Origin of the sequence: Micromonospora sp. DT233 (assembly GCF_049841815.1) — a bacterium.
GTDB lineage: Bacteria > Actinomycetota > Actinomycetes > Mycobacteriales > Micromonosporaceae > Micromonospora.
Window position 1 is genome coordinate 180,759 of sequence record NZ_JBNCLB010000006.1, and the last position, 19,332, is coordinate 200,090.

Genomic DNA, 19,332 nt, shown 5'->3' on the forward strand with positions numbered 1-19,332 from the left:
GTGGAGACGGGGGAGGTGATCCGGTGGCGGCCGGGGGAGACCGTCCTCGACACGTTCCGCATCGAGGAGGTCGTCGAGACGGGCGGCATGGGGTTCGTGTACCGCGCCCACCACCTCGCCTGGGGCGTCGACCTCGCCGTGAAGACGCCGCGACCCGACCTGGCCTCGGCACCCGGGATCCTCGACCTGCTGGCTCAGGAGGCGCAGGCCTGGACCGAGCTCGACCCGCATCCGAACGTGGTCGGCTGCAACTACGTGCAGCGCGTCGGCGCGTACCCGGTGATCTTTGCGGAGTGGGTCGCGGGCGGCGACCTGACCTCGGCGGTGCGGGAGGGGCGGTGCCGCGACCTCCCGCGGGCCCTCGACGTCGCGATCCAGATGCTGCGCGGCATCGGGCACGCCCACGCGGCGGGCCTGGTGCACCAGGACATCAAACCCTCCAACGTCATGTACGACGGCGAGACGGTGCGGGTGACCGACTTCGGCACGGCCAAGGCGAAGGCACCCCTCCCGGGCTCCCCGCAGGGGGCCGGGACGACGTACGCGACGCTCGGCGGGTTCACCCCGCAGTACTGCTCCCCCGAGCAGATGGATCCGGAGGGCCGGATCGGCCGGGGCAGCGACCTGTGGTCCTGGGCGTTGACGGTGATCGAGCTGCTGCACGGGCGTCGGCTCTGGCAGTGGGGCCCCGACGGTGCGGACGCGCTGGCGGAGCTGCGCGGCGATCTCCCATCGTCGCTGCGTGACCTCCTCGCGGGCTGCCTCGCCCGCGACCCCCGATCGCGGATCAGCGACACCGCCGAGGCGGAGGCGGTCCTGCTGGGCGTGTATGCGGACCGCGCCGGGAGCCCCTATCCGCGTCCCGGCCGGGTCTCGCCGTCGCTGAAGGCCGACGGGCTGTCCAACAAGGCGCTGTCGCTGTGGGACCTCGGCGAGCAGCGCCGGGCGATCGAGCTCTTCGAGCGGGCGAAGGCGATCGACCCGCAGAACGTCCGCGCGGTCTACAACCACGGAATCATCAGGTGGGCCGACGGCCTCGTCACCGACGAGACCCTGCTGTCGGAGCTGCGCGCCACCGGGGACTCCTGGGAGGCGGACTACCTGGCCGCGCTGGTGCACCTGGAACGCGGCGACGGGGTCCTCGCGGCCAGCAAGCTGGCCGAGGCGGACCGGAAGCATCCGGGCTCGCCCGAGATCGCGGCCGCCAGCGCACGCTGCGCCCGGTTGACGCCGAGGGGCACGCTCGAGGTGTTCGGGCACCTGGCCGGCGAGGTCGTGGCGATGGCCTGCGACGAGGATGCGACGCACGTGGTGGTCGCCGAGAAGTCGGGCCGGGTGCGGATCTGGAACGCGTTCGAGGGCCGGGTGGTCGGTGAGCTCGCCGAATCCGGTCCGGCTCCCGTCGACGTCGCGATCGACCACGCCGGCGCGCGGGTCCTCGTCTGCTACCGGGATTCCGTGGTCGAGCGGTGGCGCCTCGCCGCCGGGACCGCCGAGCGGGAGGGGCGGCTGGAAGGAGGAACGGCCGTGGCGCTCAGCCCCGAGGGCGGCTTCGCGGCCGTGGGAACGGCGGACGGCCGGGTCCTCGTCTTCCGCACCGAGGGGTGGGAACAGGTCGTCGCCATCCAGCCCCACCCGGGCCGGGTCACCCGGGTGATCCTCGGCCCGGGGGCCGAGGTGTGCGTCTCCGCCTCGCTGGGGCGTCCCGGCTCCGGTGTCGATCACACGGTGGAGCAGTGGTGGCCGCTGCGGCGCACGAGGATGCGGAGCCTGCACCTGCCCGTCGACGGGGTGGGCGGCGACGACCAGAGATCCGCCCTGGCGACGGACGGATCAGTCGTCCTGAGGCTCGGCGTCGGCGCCATGATGACGGTGGACCTGCGGGTCTGGGACGAGCCGCGACGGTGGGAGGTGCCCTGGCTCGTGGGCTACCGCCTGCTGGGGCTCTCTGGCCGAGCGGGTTGGGCCCTGCTCGATCCCGGGACCGGCGACCTCCAGGTCCTCGAGCTCGCCAACCGCCGCTGCGTGCGCACCTTCCCCAAGGACTGGGAGCAGCGGGGTACGCGTCGAGACGCCACGGCGTTCAGCGGCGACTGCGGGTACGCCGTCATCGCCGAATCGGGCGGCTTCCGCGACGGGACCTCGCTGTCCCGCCTCCCCATGCCGATCGGCGGTCACCTCGCTCCCTGGTCGTACGCGCCGCCTCGCCCGGTCGAGGTCCTGGCGCACGAGGAACGCGCGTTCGAGCAGGTCATGGCCCGCATCGAAGCGATGATCGCGGCCGGGGAGGGGCGGCGCGCGACCGAGGCGATCCGGGAGGCCAGGGCCATCCCCGGGCACCGACGCCATCCTCGGCTGCGGCGGGCCGCGCGCAGCGCGGGACGGCACCTGCGGCGGGTGGGGCTGGCCGGCGTCTGGGTGGAGCAGGAACTGTCGAGTTTGATGCTCACCCACGGCGCCTTCGACGTCAGCGACTCCGGGAGGCTCTTCGCCTTTCCCGCCGACGTCGACGAGGTCGAGGTCTTCGACCTGGAGACCCTCGAGAAGGCGGGTTCGGTGCTCCAGCAACGCAACCCCGCCACCACGCTGCACTTCGCCAGGGGCGGGCGTGACCTGGTCATCGGCTACTCGGACGGGTCGGTGGCCTGCCACGACACCGCGACGTTCCGGCCGCGGTTCAGGGTCGCCGGCGCCCTGCCCCACGACGAGGGGGAGACGACGCTCGACATCTCGGGCGACCTGCTGACGGTCGGATTCGGGCACGGGCTGGCGACGGTGTGGTCACTGCGGGCCGCGACCTGCGTCGCGACGATCCGCACCGGGCGCGGAACGATCGACGGTGTCACGGCCGACGAGGTGTCCCGCTCGGTCGCCGTGCAGCTGCGCGACGGCGACACGACCACCGTGGAGGTCCGGTCGATCGACACGAGGAAGATCCTGCGGACGTTCACGCCCGTCGACCCGCACACGGAAGTCCGCTTCGCCTCCGGCGTGCTGTTGCTGGCCGAGATGGGCCGCCTCACCGCGTGGCGGCCGGGCGACAGGCGCCCGCGGTACCACCTCGATCGGGTCAAGCACAGCTCCGCGATGGCCCTGGCCTTCGCCGACGCCCGTCGCCTGGCGGTCATCGGTGCCCTGGAGGGCTTCGTCGTCTGGGCCGCCGCGAGCGGAGATCCGGTCTTCGACGGGAGGGCCCTCGGTGACCCCGCCCGTCCCCTCGTCGGGGCCGAGGAGGTGGCGGTCTCCGCCGACGGCGGGTTCGCCGTGGTGGCCAACCCGGGAGAGCAGAGCGTCGACGTCTGGGAGCTGCGGACGGGGCACCGGATCCGGACGCTGCACAGCCACCCCGTCCGGGTGAACGCGGTACGCGCCGATGCCTCCTTCAGCACCGTCGTCACCGGCGACCATCGGGGCAACGTCCGCATCTGGGGTTTCGACTGGGAGTACGGGGAGTGATCGAACATGTTCGGACGCCGCCGCCAGCACGACGAACTGCGGGCGAAGTTCCTCGCCAACCGGGAACGCGTCAGGTCCTGGCTGGACGCCTGGGAGCTCCCCGAGGTCGTGTGGACCGACGAGTTCAACGACGTCCCCTCGCCCTGGGTGGTGCTGGAGCGGGACCGGGACAACTGGCTCAGGAGCCGGGCGCCCTTCCTGGACGCGTACGACTGGATGTTCTTCGGGCGGCCGCTGACCCCGGGCGTCCGCGAGGTGCGGGTCCGGTGGCACTTCGGGGCGGCGCACCGCTTCGAGGCACTCGAGCTGACGATCATCAGCGTCTGCGACCCCGGATACCTGGCCGAGAAGCTGACCCTGGCGGTCCACCACGCCCGGTTGAGGGGCTGGCGGGACGAGGACGCGCAGCCGCTGCACCGGTGGCTGGTCGAGGGCGTGAGCACGCGGCCCCTCGACGACGCTGTGCGGGGCAGCAAGCGTTCGGGTTTCGTCCTGCTGAGCTTCACCCGCTTCCCGACCTCCGACGGCAACGTGATCGTGCAGCTGACCGTCGTCGAGACCGACCGCGCACTGGACGGCTCGCCCCTCGACGGCGACGGCGTCTCCATTCCTGACCGGTAGGCCAGCGGGGCGTGACGCCCGTCGATCACTTTTCATAGACAGTAGTTGATCTCTCGTATATCGTCCGTCGGACACGTGTCAGCCTCTCAACCCCTGGAGAGACATGATCAGTACTCGACGCTGGTTCGGTGCCGCCGCAGCGGTCCTGCTCGGTGCCACCATGCTCGGCTCCGCGCCGGGCGGCGCCCAGGCCGCGCCGGCCACCGACGTCACCGCCGCCGTGCAGCAGAAGCTCCTCGCGGAGGCCGCGGTCGCGGCCGACCAGGCGTTCCGCACCGCCGGGGTGGCGGACACCCGGGTGAACGTCACCCGCCGGGACGGCCGGAACTGGGCCTTCGGCACCGCCGTGCTCGTCGCGCCGCAGGAGGAAGGGCAGTACCCCTCCGGCTGGGTCTTCGTCGCCCGCCAGCAGCGCGGTGACTGGCAGGTCGCCTTCGAGGGTGAGGCCACCTTCGCCGAGCTTGCGTCGGCCGCGCCCGCCTCCGTCGTCGCCGCTCCGGAGAAGGCCGCCTTCACTGGCTTCGGCACGATGTCGGCCAACGGGGACTACCGCACCGGCATGCGGCTGCCGTTCGCCCTCGACCAGTCCTGGATCCTGCGGGGCGGCCCGCACGGCTGGTCCGGCTCGCCGCGACCGTTCAGCTCGATCGACCTGTACGGCGGCGACGAGCGGGTGCTGGCCGTGCGCGCCGGCACGGCGTACACGATGTGCAAGGGGTGGATCCGGGTGATCCACGACCGGGGCTACGCCACGGACTACTACCACCTGTGGAACAACATCAGCGTCGACGGCGCGTCCGTCTCGGCGGGCACCTTCCTCGGCAACACCGGCACCGACATCACCTGCGGCGGCTCCGCCAGCAGCCGGCACGTGCACCTGGGGCTGCGGCAGAACAGCGCGTACGTGGCGTGGGCGACCCACAACCTGGGCAAGTGGGTGCCGCGAGAGGGCAGCACGGCCTACGAGGGGTACGCGCTGCACGGCTCGACGCGCCGCAACGTGGGCGGGACGCTCTACAACTACGGCGCGCTCGGCTTCACCCAGGGCATCGTGGACGGCAACGGCGACACGTCGGTCAGCCGACGCTCCGGGCCCGGCACCGGGTACGACATCGTCGGCACGATCGCGGACGGCGCCACGGCGACGGTCTCCTGCTCGTCGACCGGCACCAGCCGGACCGGCCGCTGGGGCACCTCCACCCTGTGGAACAAGCTCAGCGACGGCACCTGGATCCCCGACGCGTACATGTACACCGGCTCGGCCAAGGCGCTCAACGGCACCTGCTGACGCACGCACCCCCGAGATCACGCTAGGAGCCGGGAAGGACCCCACGGGGCCCTTCCCGGCTCCGCTGCGCACCGGGGGCAAATATTTACGCTAGCCTATCCCTTGAGGGCGAACATCCGTCCCCGCGCCGAGGTCGCATCGTCACCGGGCATGACGATCGGCCTGCGCCGGGCGACGACGGCGGCCGTGTCCGCCGGGGCCGGTCGAGCCCGTTCCCGGCCGTGTCGCCGGCTCGCCACGGCGGCCGTCCCGATCGACCCACGTCCTCGGCCAGCTCCACCACCACCGCAGGGGAGAAAACTATGCGTACGAGGGCAAGATGGCTCGCGGCGGTCGTCGGAATCGGCGTCATGATCGCCGGGGTGGTGACACCCGTCGGTCCGGCCCACGCGGAGTCCAACGGCGGCGTGCGGGTGATGCCGCTCGGCGACTCGATCACCGAGGGCACCCAGGTGCCGGGCGGGTACCGCATCGGGCTCTGGCAGCGCCTCGCCGCCGGCCGGTACACCATCGACTTCGTCGGGTCGCAGTACAACGGGCCCGCCGCCCTCGGTGACCACGACCACCAGGGGCATCCCGGCTGGCGCATCGACCAGATCGACGCGAACATCGTCGGCTGGCTGAACACCCAACGGCCGCAGACCGTCCTGGTGCACATCGGCACCAACGACATCCTGCAGAACTACAACGTCAGCAGCGCGCCGAACCGGCTCTCCGGCCTGATCGACCGGATCACCGCCACCGTACCCACCGCCGAGGTGCTCGTCGCGCAGCTCACCCCGCTTTCCAACAGTGGCCAGAACGCCGCCGTCCGCACCTTCAACGCGGCGATCCCCGGCATCGTGCAGAGCAAGGTCAACGCCGGCAAACGGGTGCACCTGGTCGACATGTACAGCGCCCTGACCACCGCCGACCTGATCGACGGCGTCCACCCCACGGCCACCGGCTACGACAAGATGGCCGCCCGCTGGTACGCCGCGTTGCAGTCGATCCCGGGCAGCATCGGCAACCCGGGCAACGGCGGCGGGCAGACCACCGCGATCGTGGGCACCCCGTCGGGCAGGTGCGTCGACATCCCCGGCAGCTCCACCACCAACGGCACCCAGTTGCAGTTGTGGGACTGCCACGGCGGCGCGAACCAGCAGTGGACCTACACGTCCACCAGGACGCTGACCGGCTCCGGCAACAAGTGCCTCGACGCGGCGGGGAGCGGCGCGGGCGCCCAGGTCACCAGCTACGACTGCCACGGCGGGACGAACCAGCAGTGGAACGTCAACACCAACGGCACCATCACCGGCGTGCAGTCCGGCCTCTGCCTGGACGCGTCCAACCAGGGCGTCGCCAACGGCACGAAGCTCGTCCTCTGGACCTGCAACGGCCAGCCCAACCAGCAGTGGAGCCGCCGGTAGCGCCGGGTCCGCCGGTGGCGCCGGGTCCGCCGGTGGCGCCGGGTCCGCCGGTAGCGCCGGGTCCGCCGGTGGTGCCCGGTCCGCGACGGGCCGCCCGGCATGGCACGGGCGGGGCGTGCCCGGCGACGCGCTAGCGTGGGGCGCGTGACACGGCCAGCAGTGCGATCCGGGCCCCTGGTCCGCTTCGTGCTGCTGGCCTGCACCCTCGTCGGGCTGGCCGCCATGCACAGCCTCGGCCACGACCCCACCATGGCGCTGCGCGCCGACGCCGGGCACCCCGGCCAGACCACCGTCGGCCCCGCCCCCGGGCACCACGGCCGTACGGCCGCCGGGATGGACGGTGGGCACCTCGGCCGAGCCGCCGTGCTGGCCCGGTCCGTCGTGCTGGCCCGGCCTGCCGTGTTCATCCCGCCTGTCGTGCTGGCCTTGCCTGCCGGCTGTGCCGGCGGGACCTGCGAGGGGCAGTCGGCCTCCGCCTACCTGGGTGGCCACGGGCACCTGCCCGGCTGGCAGGTGTGCCTGGCCGTGCTCACCGTCCTCGGCCTCGCGGTCCTCCTCGGGCTGCTGCTGGTCACCCGCGCCGGCCGGGCCCGTACCCGCTGTTGGTCGGCCCCTCGGGTCGGACGGTGCCGGGCCCCGCCCGCGCGCCGGCTCGGACTTCACCTCGCCTCGGTATCGGTCCTGCGCACATAGGTCTGCCCCGCGCCGCCCCGGCGGAGCATCTCCGTCGGCCGCGTCGCGCGCCCGCCTCATGCCCGCAGTTGCACCAGACACCGAAAGGCACGACCCGCGATGACTCGCACCATCCTGCGCCGCACCAGCCTGCGCCGCACCGTCCTGGCCGCGCTCGGCCTCACCGTCGCCATCGCCCTGGCCGGCTGCGGCGGCGACGACGACCACGGCAGCACCGGGGGCGCACACAGCCCCGCCCCGGCCGGCCCGACCGCCAGCAGCAGCCAGGGCGGCAACCCCGGCACCGGCAACGCCACCGACGTCATGTTCGCCCAGATGATGATTCCGCACCACCAGCAGGCCGTGCAGATGGCCGACCTCGCTGCCACCCGCGCCGTCGACCCGGAGGTCAAGCAGCTCGCCGCTCAGATCAAGGCCGCCCAGGGGCCGGAGATCGAAACCATGACGGGGTGGCTGACCGCCTGGGGCACGCCCGCGTCGGCCGGCATGAAGCACGGCGCGAGCCCGCACGTCATGCCGAGCATGGATCACGAGATGCCCGGCATGATGACCGAGGCCGACATGGCGAAACTCGCCGAGGCCACCGGCACCGCCTTCGACAAGCGCTTCCTCACCATGATGATCGCCCACCACGAGGGCGCCATCACCATGGCCAGGGACGAGACGAAGGGCGGTGCCAACGCCGACGCCAAGGCCCTCGCCGCGCGGATCATCGAGGCCCAGCAGGCCGAGATCGGCACCATGAACAAGATCCTCGCCCGGCTCTGACGGTCGCGGGTGCCCGGCCGCCGGACGACGTCCGGGCACCCGTCAGCCGACGCTGCGTCACTGGCCGTGCGCCCGTCGGCCCGAGGTCGCGGGCATTCCGTCACCGGCCTGGTGCCCGTCGAACCTGGGTCGCGGGCATTCCGTCACCGGCCCTGCGGCGGCTGGGCGCAGCGGCCAGGGTCGCCGTACGCAACACCGGCGAACGCACCCCGAGTGCCGCCGCCACCAGCAGGAACGCGGCGCAGACCACGAGCACGACGTCGACGTCGGACGCGTCGTGCAACCAGCCCAGGGCGTTGTTCGTCAGCAGCAGCGGAAGGCTCTGCACGAGCACCAGGACGGACTGGACCCGCGCCAGGTGTGTCGACGGTGCGCCGCCGAGGACCAGCGGCCCGACGTGGGTGGCGAAGAGTCCCTCGCCGATACCCACCACGGCCGCCGCCGCGAGGGCGGGCACCGTGCTGGGCGTGACCGCCAGGGCGAGGACGCCCGCCGCCGCGAGGGCGAGCCCGCCGGCGGCGGCCACGCCGGGACGCGGGAACGCCCCGGCGGCGGTGACGACGACGGCGACCACCACCATGCCGAGCGCGATGGTGCCGGCCAGGGCACCACCGGTGCCGGCGTTCCAGTTTCGCTGGTTGGCCAGCAGCGGGACGAGCAGGCCGGAGACCGGAAGCAGGAAGCCCGCGGCGACGGCGATGATCCCCAGCGTCGCCCGCAGCAGCGGATCGGACCAGGCGACCCTCAGCCCGTCGGCGGAGCGGCGCAGGCTGCCGCCGCCGGCCGGCGGCGGGGCGTCGGCCGGTGCGGACCGGGGGCGTAGCCCGATCAGGATGATGGCCATGACCACGAAGGTGCCGGTGTTCACGAAGGCTGCGGCGGCGAGCCCGGCGGTCGCCACGATCAGCCCGCCGGTGGACGGGCCGGCGAAGGCGGCGAGCTGGCCGATCGCCTGCCGGGCCGACATGGCGCGGGCCAGCGCCGCTCCGGGCACCAGCCGCCTCGGCAGCGAGCCGGAGCTGGGCAGGTAGAAGGCGTCCACGGTGCCGATGACCAGGGCGGCCATGAGCAGCAACCAGGGCCGGACGCCGAGCGCCAGGACCGTGCTGCCGAGCAGGACCGTCGCGCCGGCCATGACGAAGTCGGAGGTGATCATCACCCGCCAGGCCCCGACGCGGTCGGCCAGCGCGCCGCCGAAGAGCAGCAGCGCGACCCTCGGCAGGGTGATGGCGGTGAGCACGAGGGCCGCGAAGGCACCGCCCCAGCGCGCGGCCGACCAGGTCATCCCGAAGGCCATGGCCTGCGAGCCGAGCAGGGAGAACGTCACCCCGCCCAGCCAGATCCAGTAGCGCCGTGGGACGGACTCCCGACGTACCTGGGTGGTCTCGTGGGCGTGGGCGAGGGACATGACGCTCCTAGGCCGCCGGGTGGTCGGGGCCCGGCGCGCGGTCAGCCTGCCCCCTCGACCAGGTGGAGGGTCAAGGCGCTGCGCGAGCGCTCGGGCAGCGCCTTCGCAGGAGAGCGGGCAGGCTGGATCCGCCCGTCATGGCGACCGTCGGTCGAGGGGGTCGGTCACCCGCTCCATCCGGTTCCAGCCGTTCCAGCCGCGCTCGCGCATCAGCTCCTGCAACCGCTTCGTCCTCGGGTCGCGCTCCACGGCGAGCGCGTCCAGCAGGTCGTGCGGCAGATCGTCGTACGCCTTGTCGCTGAGGTCGGCCCCGGCGGCGGATGCCTGCTCGGCCAGGCAGGCCATGATGTCGGCGGCCTCCTCCAGACGCGGGTCGTCGACCACGTCGCTGTCGAAGATCGCCGACAGCACCCGGTAGAGCCGGACCGTCTGCGGGTCGTTGAGCTCCGCGAGCTTCGCCGGTATGAACTCGCTGACGCGGTCGGGCCAGCGCGCCGCGATCAGGGTCCAGCCGTCCCGTTCCCCGTTCACCAACCGCTCCGACGCGCCGATCTCCCGGAGTCGATCGAGGTAGGCGACCACCTCCGGCGGGAGCGTCAGGGCGTCCCCGGCGGCGAGTTGCGCGATCTGCGTACGGCTGGTCTGAAGTCTTTCGATCTCGGCGCGCAGGCGGCCGTCGATGCTGCGGATCGCCTCGGCGAAGGTGGCCGCGTCGGCTTCGAGCAGCCGACCGATCTGGGACAGCGGCACGCCGGCGTTGGCGAGGGTACGGATCTTGATGAGCGCCACGACCGCCGTCGCGCCGTAGCGTCGGTAACCCGAATCGTCCCGATCCGGCTCGGGCAGCAGCCCGACCTGGTGGTAGTGCCGCACGGCCCGCACCGTGACGCCGGTGTACGCCGCCAGTTGACCGATCGTCAGCGTGCCTCGATCCTCCCCTCACCTCGCCCGGCGCAGGTCGACGCGGCTCAGGCGATCCTTCGGCGGTGGACGGCGTCGGCGAGCACGAAGGCGACGACGAGGATGCCGGCGCACCAGGCGAGGGCGATCCAGATGTCCGTGCCGACCGGCCGCTGGGCGAACAGGTCCCGGATCGCGTTGACGATGGAGGTCACCGGCTGGTGCTCGGCGAAGGCGCGCACCGGGCCGGGCATCGACTCGGTGGGCACGAAGGCCGAGCTGACGAAGGGCAGGAAGACCAGTGGGTACGAGAACGCGCTCGCCCCGTCCACGGACTTCGCGGTCAGGCCGGGGATCACGGCGATCCAGGTCAACGCCAGGGTGAACAGCATCAGGATGCCGGCGACCGCGAGCCAGTCGAGCACCCCGGCTCCGGTGCGGAAGCCCATGATGAGGGCGACGCCGACGACGACCGCCAGCGAGACCAGGTTGGCGACCAGCGAGGTCAGCACGTGCGCCCAGAGCAGCGCGGAGCGGGCGATGGGCATGGACTGGAACCGTTCGAAGATGCCGCCCTGCATGTCCAGGAAGAGCCGGAACGCGGTGTACGAGATGCCCGAGGCGATCGTGATGAGCAGGATGCCGGGCAGCAGGTAGTTCACGTACGAGTCGGAGCCGGTCTCGATCGCGCCGCCGAAGACGTAGACGAAGAGCAGCATGAAGGCGATCGGCATGATCGCGGTGGTGATGATGGTGTCGGGGCTGCGGGCGACGTGGCGCAGCGAGCGCCCCAGCAGGACGGCGGTGTCGCCGAGGAAGTGCCTGTTCATCGTTGCTCCTTGGTCGTTCCGGCGCTGACGAGGGCGAGGAAGACGTCTTCGAGGGTCGGCTGCTTCTCGACGTACTCGACCTGGGCGGGTGGCAACAGCCGCTTGAGCTCGGCGAGGGTGCCGTGCACGATGATCCGGCCCTCGTGCAGGATCGCGATGCGGTCGGCGAGCTGCTCCGCCTCGTCGAGGTGCTGGGTGGTCAGCAGCACGGTCGTGCCGCCCTCGGCGAGCTCCTTGACGGCGTGCCACACCTCGATGCGCGCCTGCGGGTCCAGCCCGGTCGTCGGCTCGTCCAGGAAGATGACCGGCGGGTCACCGATCAGGCTCATCGCGATGTCCAGGCGGCGGCGCATGCCACCGGAGTACGTCGCCACCCGCCGGGTCGCCGCCTCGGTCAGCGAGAAGCGCCGCAACAGGTCGTCCGCGATAGCGCCCGGGTCCTTCAGGTGCCGCAGCCGGGCGACCAGGATCAGGTTCTCCCGGCCGCTGAGGATTTCGTCGACCGCCGCGAACTGGCCGGTGAGGCTGATGGACTCGCGTACGTCGGCGGCCTGCGTCGCGACGTCGAAGCCGTTGACCCGGGCGGTTCCCGCGTCGGCCCGCAGCAGCGTGGAGAGGATCCTGACCACCGTGGTCTTGCCCGCCCCGTTCGAGCCGAGCAGGGCGAAGATGCTGCCTCGGGTCACCTCGAGGTCCACGCCACGCAGGACGTTCACCTGCTTGAAAGACTTTTCCAGGCCCCGCACCTCGATGGCGGGGCGTTCGACCTGTCTGGTCGGTGTCGGGATGCTCATGACGCTCAGCATGGAGGGCTGACCCAGCGTCAGGGTCAAGCGCACGCGCGGGGGATGCGGGCATCACCGCGGTCGAATGGCGCAGCCCATCGGTTCACATCGTGGGACCCCGGTCATCGGGTGCACTTCTTGTCGCCCTGGCGACAAGAACTGCACCCGCAGACGACGACCCTCCCTCCTTGGGTGCTGGTCGGGTCGCGTCAGGCCTTCTTCTCGGCGACGTATGTGCCTCGGGCTGGCATCGTCACGACCAGGCCCCGCTCCCGGAGCAGCCGCAGGGCCGCCCGGACGGTGCCCCGCGAGACGCCGTACTCCTGCTGAATGTGTGGCTCGCTCGGGATCGGCTTGCGCGGCGGGAACTCGCCCGACTTGATCCGAGCCTCCAGGAGATTCGCGAGCTGGATGTAGAGCGCGATCGGAGACATCTCGTCAACCATGCGTTGGACCTTATGGATGCCCGATCTCACTTGGTCGTTGGGTAAGACTGAGACTGATTGGTAGTCCTACAGGACTAATACCGGCCGTAAGTGTTGTACCGACAGGACAGGTTGGACTACCCTCCGTAGGTGTCGGTAAACCCGCTGTTGGGAGGGGTCATGAGGTTCTGGCCGTTCGCGCGCCGCCGCCGTCCGCCCCTGCTCGATCGGGTAGGGCCGGCCACCGCCTACCCGGAGCAGGCCGGGGCGTACCGGGGCGCGGGGGAGACCCGGGTGGCCCCGCCCGCCGAACCGGCCCCGCCCGCCGAACCCGCCGCCGGTCCCCGTCGGCCCGCGCCGGGCCGGGGCGGGGCGGCGTTCGCGCGCCTCGAAGTGCCGCTCCTGGTGCGGTCGGCGTGGTACTGCCTCGACTACCACCGCCACCACCGCTGCCCGGTGTGCACCGAGGCGGAGTGCTGCCCGATGACCGAGGCGGCGCGGGAGCGGATCAGGCAGTGGCGCAGGTACCGCGCCCTGCTGGGCTGGCGATGAGCGCGCTCGCCGCGGGGGACCTGCTCCACCTGACGAGCGCCGCCAGCGTGCAGTTCGGCAAGCCGATCCTCTTCCGCCTCATCCGGGTGATGACCGACCGGATCACGTACGACGGGTGGATCTGGATCGAGGGCTATCAGTTGGACGAGAAGGGGGACGCGGTCGCCCGGCGGGAGCTCTTCGTCCAGCCGGCCGGGCTCCGCAAGCTCAACCCGTCTCCCCGTTCATCGACCGGTCCGGGGGCTCCTCGTGGCCGTGACGGCGGACGCCGCGCCACGCCGAGCAAGGCTAGGGTGCGAGGGTGACGAGCGCTCCCCGCGAGGCGGAAGCGCGCCTCGGCCCGATCGGCGCGCTGCTCTGCCGGCTGGTCTTCCTGGCCATCTGCCTGCCCGGCCCGGTCCTGTTCGTCGTCGCCGGGACGCTGGACCCACGGCTGTCACCCGTGGACTTCTGGGGTCTGCTCGCCGGTGGCGTGCTGGCGACGCTTGTAGGCGTCGGGTTCGGCGTCTTCGGCCTGCGGCTGGTGGCCCGCTCGCGCCGTGACGCGCGTCGGCTCTCCGTCGCCGGTGTCGCCGCGACGGCGGAGATCCTGACGGTGGCACACCACCTGGGCGGCGAGGACCCCGGGCTGGAGCTTCGCCTGCGGATCAGCGGGCCCGGGTTCGCCACGTTCGAGGCCGACACGATCCGCCCCGACGGCCCGGCCCTGGTGGCCGGCGCGGTGCTGCCCGTCGTCGTGGACCCGACGGACCGCCTCTTCGCCATCACATAGGGTGGCTGGTTTCCGCAAGGCTCGCAAAGCGCCGTACAAGTGCCGTACGGCGACGTGGGAGGTGTGATCGATGGCTACCAAAACTCAACGTATCGAGATGCGGGCCGATCCGGACAGCGAGGCGCGAATCGCCCAAGCGGCACGTCTTTCCAGTCAAACTGTTTCCGCCTTCGTTCTGGACGCAGCGAATGCCGCTGCGGATCGAATGATCACCCGGGTGCATCACGTCATCATGCCGAACGATCAGTTCGACGAGTTGATCTCCTCTCTGGATCAGGCAGATGAAGCACCGGCGCTGGAGCGCGTGGCGAGGCGCAGGCAGCGGTTTGTTCGTCGATGAGTGAGTGGGTTTCAGAGGAGTTATGCGCTGAGCACGATCTTTCGAGCTTCAATTGCGGGAACGAAGGCTCGGCATGATGGCTATGCGCGTGACCCCGGACCGAGACATGCGGCTTGTGTCGATAGTTTTCGAGATGCCGGACGGCAAGTCCGTTCCGGTCGTCCTATCCGCTGCGGAGATCCGGGCTGTCGCGGACAGAATTGGTGCGACTGCTGATGTGGCGGTAGACCAGGAACGGGAAGCAACGGTTAACCTCCGCGAAGTGCTCCAGGACGTTCTCGGGCGTAATCCCTTCGACAATTGACGGCGCGTCAGAGGGCGTCAGGGGTGGCCAGGTGGTGCAGGACCTTGTTCAGCACGTCGGTGGCCGCCGGTCTGAGGTAGAAGTGGTCGCCGGGGAGGACCGCCAGGTCGAAGTCGGCGCGGGTGGTGTCCCGCCAGGCGGCCATCTCGTCGACCGTCACCTCCGGGTCCTTGTCGCCGGTCAGCGCCGTGACCGGGCAGCGCAGCAGGTCGGTGTCGCCGGGGACGTACGTCTCGTTGAGCTCGAAGTCGGCGCGCAGGGCCGGCAGGATCAGCGCCATCACGTCGGGGGTGTCGAGGATCTCCGACGGGATGCCGTTGAGCGAGTTGACGGCGGGCAGGAACTGCTCGTCGGTCAACAGGTGCAGCGGGGGCCGGCGGGCGGGCAGGTGGGGTGGGCGGCGGCCGGAGACGAAGAGCCGGGTCGGGACGCCCCAGCCCCGGCGGCTCATCTCGTGGGCCACCTCGAAGGCGATCGCCGCGCCCATGCTGTGCCCGAAGAGGGCGAACGGGCGGTCCAGGTACGGCAGCAGCCCGTCGCAGAGCGGCCCGATCAGCTCCGCCATCCGGCGCACCGGCCGCTCCCGCAGCCGCGACTCGCGCCCCGGAAGCTGGACCGGGGCCAGCGCGACGTGCGGCAGCAGCGGCTGTCGCCAGGTGCGGTACGAGGTGGCGCCCCCGCCCGCGTGGGGGAAGCAGAACAGCCGCACCGGCGCCCCCGTCTCGTCGGTGGGGCCACCCACCCACGCCGTACCGACCCGCGCTGACGTCATGCCCGGCCCCCTCTCATGCGATTGTCCGAGGAATCATGGCGAGTTTCCGTCGACCGCGATGGCGACGCTGGTGTTGATGCCCCCGAAGCCGAAGCCGTTGGAGAGCGCCAGGCCGACCCGCGCCGGGATCGGCTCCCGGCCGACGAGGCGCAGCCTCGGCTCGATCGATTCCACCAACCGTGGATCGGGGTGCAGGAACCCGCCGCGCAACTGGACGATCGTGGCAATCGCCTCCAGCACGCCGGCGGCGTACAGGCAGTGGCCGGTCAGGGCCTTCGTGGCGTTGACCCACGGGCGGTCCGCGCCGGAGCCGAAGATCCGGAGCAGGGCGGCGGCCTCGGTGCGGTCGCCCAGCGGTGAGCCGGTGCCGTGGGCGTTGACGTACCCGACGTCGCCCGGCGGACGACCGGCGGCGGCGAGCGCGGCGGCCATGGCGCGGACCTCGCCGTGCTCGTCGGGGTTCGCCCCGCTGTTGGCGTCCAGGCAGATCCCCGCGCCGACGATCTCCGCGTACACGGTGGCGCGGCGGGACCGGGCCGAGTCGGGGTGCTCCAGCACGAGCGCGGCGCTGGCCTGGCCCGGCACGAAGCCCCGGTGACCTGCGTCGAACGGCCGGCACGGCTGGTCGGCCATCGCGCCCAGGTTGAACAGCGCCTGCATCTCCAGCGGCGTCAGGTCCGCCAGCGCGCCGACGACCACGCAGGCGTCGACGACGCCGGCGGCCACCAGGCGGGCCCCGGTGACGATCCCGATGTTGCCGCTGGCCGACGCCCCGCCGATCTGGCAGCCCTCGCCCGCCGCGTCCAACACGTGACTGAGCACGCCGAGGTGGTCGCTGTCGAGCAGCCGCAGCGCGGCCCGGCCGGGCACCCGCGCCGGGGCGCGGGCCAGGGTCTGGCCGACCTGCTGGGCGTACTGGCCGGTCAGGTTGTGCCCGGCGACGACCACGCCGATGCGGTCGCGGGCCAGCGCACCGCCCAGCAGGTCCGCGTCGTGGCACGCCTGCACGGCGACGGCGACGGCGGCCCGCAGCCCCAGCGGGGCGCGGGCGGCGGCCCGGCCGGCCCGACGGGCCACCGGGGCCGGCACCCCCGCCAGGGCCTCGGCGAAGTCCACCTCACCGAGCAGCGCGGCGTACGCGGGCCCGAGTGTGGCCGGGTCCCGGACCTCGGTGATGCCGCAGGTGCCCCGGCGCAGCGCGGCGGTGAACGCGGCGACCCCGGTGCCGATCGCACACCGCACGCCCATGCCGGTGACGGCGGCGGGCCCGGTGCTCATGTGTGCCGGCGCAGGACCGCGACGAGCGTGCGGATGTCACAGACGTCCCGGAACTCCATCACCGGCACGTCCACGTCGAGGTCCTCCATCGTCATCGCGACCACCTCGGTGCGGTCGATGCTGTTGCAGCCGAGGTCGGCCATGGCCATGTCCGGCCGCACCGAGGCGGGATCGACCTCCGGCAGCACCACGCAGAGGTTCTTGCGGACCAGCTCGAAGACCTGATCGTCGTCCATCGTGCTCCTCCCTAACGCCAGGTGTAGCGGCGGTGGAAATTCTCGATGCCGGTGAGCACCAGCATCGGCGGTCGGTCCGGCACCCGGTCCAGGTACTCGTCGTAGCGGGCTACGTCGATCTCGCGGTGTGCCTCGGGGACGAGCACCCGAAGGTTCTCCTTGAGTAGTTGGGCGTACTCCTCGAAGGTCAGCTCGCCGCGGGCCGCGAGCCGGGCGCCGATGCCCAGCGGCGCGAGCGCGGCCCGGGAGCCGGCGTCGACGGTGCCGCTGAAGAACTCCGACGCGCAGCCGGAGCCGTAGGAGTACAGCCCCACCCGGGCCGGTTCGGTCAGGTCGGCGTGCTCCACGAGCGAGGCCAGCGCCAGGTACACCGAGCCGGAGCAGAGGTTGCCCACCAGCCTCGGGTACGTCAGCGACGGCGCGACCCGCCGCTGGAAGTCGGCCTCCACGGCCTCGGCGTCCAGGGCCCGGCCGGCGTGCTCGCGCAGCATCTTGCGGTGCGCGGCGCGGACCAGCCCGGCGAACGGGGTGTGCAGCGCCAACTGGTCGAACGTGGTGACGAAGTCGACGTCCGCGACCCGCTCGGCGTAGTCGGCGAAGCTGCGCGAGAAACAGTCGAGGTACGCGAAGAGCGACCGGTCGGTGTCGGCGATGTCGAACTGCGGCGTCGGCCGGGCGGAGTCCATCGTCTCGTAGCTGTGCAGCCCGAACGCGCCCAGGTCCAGGGTGAGCACCCGGGGCCGGTCGCCGAGCAGGACGGCGGCGGCCCCGTGCCCGGTCGCCGGCTCCGCGTACTCGGTGCGGGCGTCGACCAGCGCCACGTCGGTGGCCACGACCAGGGCGCGGGCCCCCGGCGAGACCGCACCGGCCAGGTAGCCGGCGGCCAGTTGCAGCACCCCCGTGGCCCCGTAGCAGGCCTGCTTGACCTCCAGCACCCGGCAGCGCGGGCCCAGGCCGAGATGCTCGTGGACGTAGGAGGCCACCGACTTGCTCAGGTCCACCCCGGACTCGGTGGAGGTGACCAGCAGCTCGATCGAGGCGCGCTCCTCGGCGGTCAGCGCCTCCACGATCGGCCGGGCCGCGTTGACCGCGTTGGTCACCGGGTCCTCGCAGGGCAGGCCGATGGAGCGCTGGCTCATCATCAGGTTGTCCAACCGGGCCGGGTCCAGGCCCCGACCCTCGAAGAGGACCGGCACGGGGATCCGCGCCACCCCGCAGTAGACGTTCAGCGCCTCGACGCCGATCTGCTCCGGAACCTGCCCGTACTCGCTCATGGCTGCACCCCGCAGAGGTGGTCGATGAGGGCCCCGACGGTGGGGATGTCGTTGAAGTCGGAGAGCGGCCGGCGTACGCCCAGCCGGTCCGTGACGGCGAGGATGATCTCCACCCGGTCCACCGAGTCCGCGCCCAGCTCCTTGAGGTGCCGGCCGTGGTCGATGTCGGCGGGGGCCAGCCCCGGCAGGATCGTGGTGATCGCGCCGTGCACGGCGGCGGTGACCGCCTCCCGGCTCGGCGCGCTCACGCCGCACCCACCTGGAGGGTGGCGACCGCGATCAGCCGGCCGGTGCCGTGCTCCTCGACGACCACGTCGACGACCTCCGCCCCGCTCGGTCGCCGCCGCAGCCTGCTCGTCAGGCCCAGCGTCGTCCCGGCGTCGGCGTTGCCCAGGTAGCAGAGCCGCTCGTCGGTGATCCGCATGGCGAGGTAGTCGTCCTCGCCCCGGCCGAGGAACTGCCACAGCCGCCACACGGCGGCGTCGACGATGGAGAAGTACGCGGCGAAGTAGACCAGGCCCACGCCGTTGAGGTCGCGCGTCGGGTCGACCCGGTAGGTGCTCCGGTGCCCGTCGACGACCAGCTCGCCGCCGCCCGCCCCGCCGCCTACCTCGCCGCCGCCGCTTGCCCCGCCGAAGTCCTCGTCGAAGGTGCGGGCGGTGCGGGCGCGGTGGTACACGGCGCGCGGCGAGTAGCGCTCCGGCAGCGTCGGCAGGTGCTCGTGGCGGAAGTCCACGGGCGTCGAGCGCACCAGGTCCCGGTTGCTGCGCGCGACGCTCCGGGTCACCCAGCGGTTGAAGGTCTCCACGTAGAGGCAGTCGGCGCGCGGGCGCTCGTAGAACTCGACCGGGTCCAGCTCACGCGCCCGCGCCGCCGGGGTGTCGGCCATGGCGATGCGGTGCAGCGTCAGCACCGACTCGCTGCCGTAGCCGTACGCCGCCGACAGCACCCGCAGCCGGTCGCCGAACGTGAAACGGCGCAGGTGCATCTCGGCGCTGCCCCGCAGGTGGTAGTAGTAGAACGCGAGGTACGTCGGCGCGCCCGTCTCGTCGCGGGCGGTGAACGCGTCGGTGCCGCAGAGCTCGCTGACGGTCTGCCAGGTCCAGTCGCCGACCTGCCCGACGAACAACGAGTTGTAGCCGCACATCGCCGGGGTCACCGTGATGTCCCGGACCAGTGGCGTGGCGCCGGTCATCACCGGCGGCGGTGCTGCCATCGTCC

Annotated in this window: 21 protein-coding genes; 10 read left to right on the top strand and 11 right to left on the bottom strand. The window is 72.1% G+C overall.

Annotation, left to right across the window (positions count from 1 at the left end; genetic code table 11):
* The 6 genes from ACLQ2V_RS16585 to ACLQ2V_RS16610 all read left to right on the top strand — a co-directional run bounded on the left by ACLQ2V_RS16585 (position 1) and on the right by ACLQ2V_RS16610 (position 8,235).
* Positions 1-3,456 (top strand): protein kinase domain-containing protein, encoded by a 3,456-nt coding sequence (locus ACLQ2V_RS16585; RefSeq protein ID WP_425719372.1) that lies wholly within the window; start codon positions 1-3, stop codon positions 3,454-3,456.
* Between the two features lie 6 nt (positions 3,457-3,462).
* Entirely contained in the window at positions 3,463-4,077 is a 615-nt protein-coding gene (locus tag ACLQ2V_RS16590; RefSeq protein ID WP_425719373.1) for a hypothetical protein, read from the top strand.
* Between the two features lie 103 nt (positions 4,078-4,180).
* On the top strand, positions 4,181-5,365 hold the full coding sequence (locus ACLQ2V_RS16595; protein ID WP_425719374.1) for a peptidase M23: 1,185 nt from the start codon (positions 4,181-4,183) through the stop codon (positions 5,363-5,365).
* Positions 5,366-5,667: 302 nt separating this feature from the next.
* Entirely contained in the window at positions 5,668-6,774 is a 1,107-nt protein-coding gene (locus ACLQ2V_RS16600; RefSeq protein ID WP_425719375.1) for a ricin-type beta-trefoil lectin domain protein, read from the top strand.
* Positions 6,775-6,918: 144 nt separating this feature from the next.
* Positions 6,919-7,467: a hypothetical protein gene (locus ACLQ2V_RS16605; protein ID WP_425719376.1), complete on the top strand. Its 549-nt coding sequence runs from the start codon at positions 6,919-6,921 to the stop codon at positions 7,465-7,467.
* Between the two features lie 99 nt (positions 7,468-7,566).
* A complete protein-coding gene (locus ACLQ2V_RS16610; RefSeq protein ID WP_425719377.1) occupies positions 7,567-8,235 on the top strand; it encodes a DUF305 domain-containing protein in 669 nt (222 codons plus the stop codon).
* Positions 8,236-8,335: 100 nt separating this feature from the next.
* On the opposite strand, the gene ACLQ2V_RS16615 is transcribed toward ACLQ2V_RS16610, so the two are convergent.
* From ACLQ2V_RS16615 to ACLQ2V_RS16635, 5 genes are all read right to left on the bottom strand, one after another.
* On the bottom strand, positions 8,336-9,643 hold the full coding sequence (locus ACLQ2V_RS16615) for an MFS transporter (protein ID WP_425719378.1): 1,308 nt from the start codon (positions 9,641-9,643) through the stop codon (positions 8,336-8,338).
* Positions 9,644-9,778: 135 nt separating this feature from the next.
* On the bottom strand, positions 9,779-10,564 hold the full coding sequence (locus ACLQ2V_RS16620) for a MerR family transcriptional regulator (RefSeq protein WP_425719474.1): 786 nt from the start codon (positions 10,562-10,564) through the stop codon (positions 9,779-9,781).
* A 47-nt stretch (positions 10,565-10,611) separates the two neighbouring features.
* Entirely contained in the window at positions 10,612-11,373 is a 762-nt protein-coding gene (locus ACLQ2V_RS16625; protein ID WP_425719379.1) for an ABC transporter permease, read from the bottom strand.
* A complete protein-coding gene (locus ACLQ2V_RS16630) occupies positions 11,370-12,167 on the bottom strand; it encodes an ABC transporter ATP-binding protein (RefSeq protein WP_425719380.1) in 798 nt (265 codons plus the stop codon). The genes ACLQ2V_RS16625 and ACLQ2V_RS16630 overlap by 4 nt, the downstream gene beginning before the upstream one ends.
* A 200-nt stretch (positions 12,168-12,367) precedes the next feature.
* Positions 12,368-12,604: a GntR family transcriptional regulator gene (locus ACLQ2V_RS16635; RefSeq protein WP_425719381.1), complete on the bottom strand. Its 237-nt coding sequence runs from the start codon at positions 12,602-12,604 to the stop codon at positions 12,368-12,370.
* 159 nt (positions 12,605-12,763) lie between these two features.
* On the opposite strand from ACLQ2V_RS16635, the gene ACLQ2V_RS16640 reads away from it, so the two are divergent.
* The 4 genes from ACLQ2V_RS16640 to ACLQ2V_RS16655 all read left to right on the top strand — a co-directional run bounded on the left by ACLQ2V_RS16640 (position 12,764) and on the right by ACLQ2V_RS16655 (position 14,247).
* Positions 12,764-13,135, top strand: coding sequence for a hypothetical protein (locus ACLQ2V_RS16640; RefSeq protein ID WP_425719382.1), 372 nt, complete (start codon positions 12,764-12,766; stop codon positions 13,133-13,135).
* A complete protein-coding gene (locus ACLQ2V_RS16645; protein WP_425719383.1) occupies positions 13,132-13,440 on the top strand; it encodes a hypothetical protein in 309 nt (102 codons plus the stop codon). Before ACLQ2V_RS16640 ends, ACLQ2V_RS16645 begins: the two co-directional genes overlap by 4 nt.
* A complete protein-coding gene (locus ACLQ2V_RS16650; RefSeq protein WP_425719384.1) occupies positions 13,437-13,907 on the top strand; it encodes a hypothetical protein in 471 nt (156 codons plus the stop codon). Before ACLQ2V_RS16645 ends, ACLQ2V_RS16650 begins: the two co-directional genes overlap by 4 nt.
* Before the next feature lie 70 nt (positions 13,908-13,977).
* Positions 13,978-14,247, top strand: coding sequence for a DUF1778 domain-containing protein (locus tag ACLQ2V_RS16655; RefSeq protein ID WP_425719385.1), 270 nt, complete (start codon positions 13,978-13,980; stop codon positions 14,245-14,247).
* Positions 14,248-14,558: 311 nt separating this feature from the next.
* On the opposite strand, the gene ACLQ2V_RS16660 is transcribed toward ACLQ2V_RS16655, so the two are convergent.
* From ACLQ2V_RS16660 to ACLQ2V_RS16685, 6 genes are read right to left on the bottom strand one after another with little or no spacing between them, the layout of a single operon-like run.
* Positions 14,559-15,323, bottom strand: a complete 765-nt coding sequence (locus ACLQ2V_RS16660) for a thioesterase II family protein (RefSeq protein WP_425719386.1) — start codon at positions 15,321-15,323, stop codon at positions 14,559-14,561.
* A gap of 33 nt (positions 15,324-15,356) precedes the next feature.
* The gene (locus ACLQ2V_RS16665) at positions 15,357-16,601 is read right to left on the bottom strand and encodes a beta-ketoacyl synthase N-terminal-like domain-containing protein (protein ID WP_425719387.1); all 1,245 of its coding nucleotides are present in this window, start codon (positions 16,599-16,601) and stop codon (positions 15,357-15,359) included.
* The gene (locus tag ACLQ2V_RS16670; RefSeq protein ID WP_425719388.1) at positions 16,598-16,837 is read right to left on the bottom strand and encodes a phosphopantetheine-binding protein; all 240 of its coding nucleotides are present in this window, start codon (positions 16,835-16,837) and stop codon (positions 16,598-16,600) included. The genes ACLQ2V_RS16665 and ACLQ2V_RS16670 overlap by 4 nt, the downstream gene beginning before the upstream one ends.
* Positions 16,838-16,848: 11 nt before the next feature.
* Positions 16,849-18,111 (bottom strand): hydroxymethylglutaryl-CoA synthase family protein, encoded by a 1,263-nt coding sequence (locus tag ACLQ2V_RS16675; protein WP_425719389.1) that lies wholly within the window; start codon positions 18,109-18,111, stop codon positions 16,849-16,851.
* Positions 18,108-18,359: an acyl carrier protein gene (locus ACLQ2V_RS16680; RefSeq protein WP_425719390.1), complete on the bottom strand. Its 252-nt coding sequence runs from the start codon at positions 18,357-18,359 to the stop codon at positions 18,108-18,110. The genes ACLQ2V_RS16675 and ACLQ2V_RS16680 overlap by 4 nt, the downstream gene beginning before the upstream one ends.
* Positions 18,356-19,327, bottom strand: coding sequence for an LnmK family bifunctional acyltransferase/decarboxylase (locus tag ACLQ2V_RS16685; protein ID WP_425719391.1), 972 nt, complete (start codon positions 19,325-19,327; stop codon positions 18,356-18,358). Before ACLQ2V_RS16685 ends, ACLQ2V_RS16680 begins: the two co-directional genes overlap by 4 nt.
* Between the last annotated feature and the right edge of the window lie 5 nt (positions 19,328-19,332).

Bases quoted from the DNA above. Each gene is read 5' to 3' on its own strand.
- ACLQ2V_RS16655 (WP_425719385.1), top strand. From the start codon at position 13,978: ATGGCTACCAAAACTCAACGTATCGAGATGCGGGCCGATCCGGACAGC.
- ACLQ2V_RS16675 (WP_425719389.1), bottom strand. From the start codon at position 18,111: ATGAGCGAGTACGGGCAGGTTCCGGAGCAGATCGGCGTCGAGGCGCTG.
- ACLQ2V_RS16665 (WP_425719387.1), bottom strand. From the start codon at position 16,601: ATGAGCACCGGGCCCGCCGCCGTCACCGGCATGGGCGTGCGGTGTGCG.
- ACLQ2V_RS16660 (WP_425719386.1), bottom strand. From the start codon at position 15,323: ATGACGTCAGCGCGGGTCGGTACGGCGTGGGTGGGTGGCCCCACCGAC.
- ACLQ2V_RS16595 (WP_425719374.1), top strand. From the start codon at position 4,181: ATGATCAGTACTCGACGCTGGTTCGGTGCCGCCGCAGCGGTCCTGCTC.
- ACLQ2V_RS16590 (WP_425719373.1), top strand. From the start codon at position 3,463: ATGTTCGGACGCCGCCGCCAGCACGACGAACTGCGGGCGAAGTTCCTC.
- ACLQ2V_RS16600 (WP_425719375.1), top strand. From the start codon at position 5,668: ATGCGTACGAGGGCAAGATGGCTCGCGGCGGTCGTCGGAATCGGCGTC.
- ACLQ2V_RS16630 (WP_425719380.1), bottom strand. From the start codon at position 12,167: ATGAGCATCCCGACACCGACCAGACAGGTCGAACGCCCCGCCATCGAG.
- ACLQ2V_RS16645 (WP_425719383.1), top strand. From the start codon at position 13,132: ATGAGCGCGCTCGCCGCGGGGGACCTGCTCCACCTGACGAGCGCCGCC.
- ACLQ2V_RS16685 (WP_425719391.1), bottom strand. From the start codon at position 19,327: ATGGCAGCACCGCCGCCGGTGATGACCGGCGCCACGCCACTGGTCCGG.
- ACLQ2V_RS16635 (WP_425719381.1), bottom strand. From the start codon at position 12,604: ATGGTTGACGAGATGTCTCCGATCGCGCTCTACATCCAGCTCGCGAAT.
- ACLQ2V_RS16610 (WP_425719377.1), top strand. From the start codon at position 7,567: ATGACTCGCACCATCCTGCGCCGCACCAGCCTGCGCCGCACCGTCCTG.
- ACLQ2V_RS16615 (WP_425719378.1), bottom strand. From the start codon at position 9,643: ATGTCCCTCGCCCACGCCCACGAGACCACCCAGGTACGTCGGGAGTCC.
- ACLQ2V_RS16640 (WP_425719382.1), top strand. From the start codon at position 12,764: ATGAGGTTCTGGCCGTTCGCGCGCCGCCGCCGTCCGCCCCTGCTCGAT.
- ACLQ2V_RS16625 (WP_425719379.1), bottom strand. From the start codon at position 11,373: ATGAACAGGCACTTCCTCGGCGACACCGCCGTCCTGCTGGGGCGCTCG.
- ACLQ2V_RS16670 (WP_425719388.1), bottom strand. From the start codon at position 16,837: ATGGACGACGATCAGGTCTTCGAGCTGGTCCGCAAGAACCTCTGCGTG.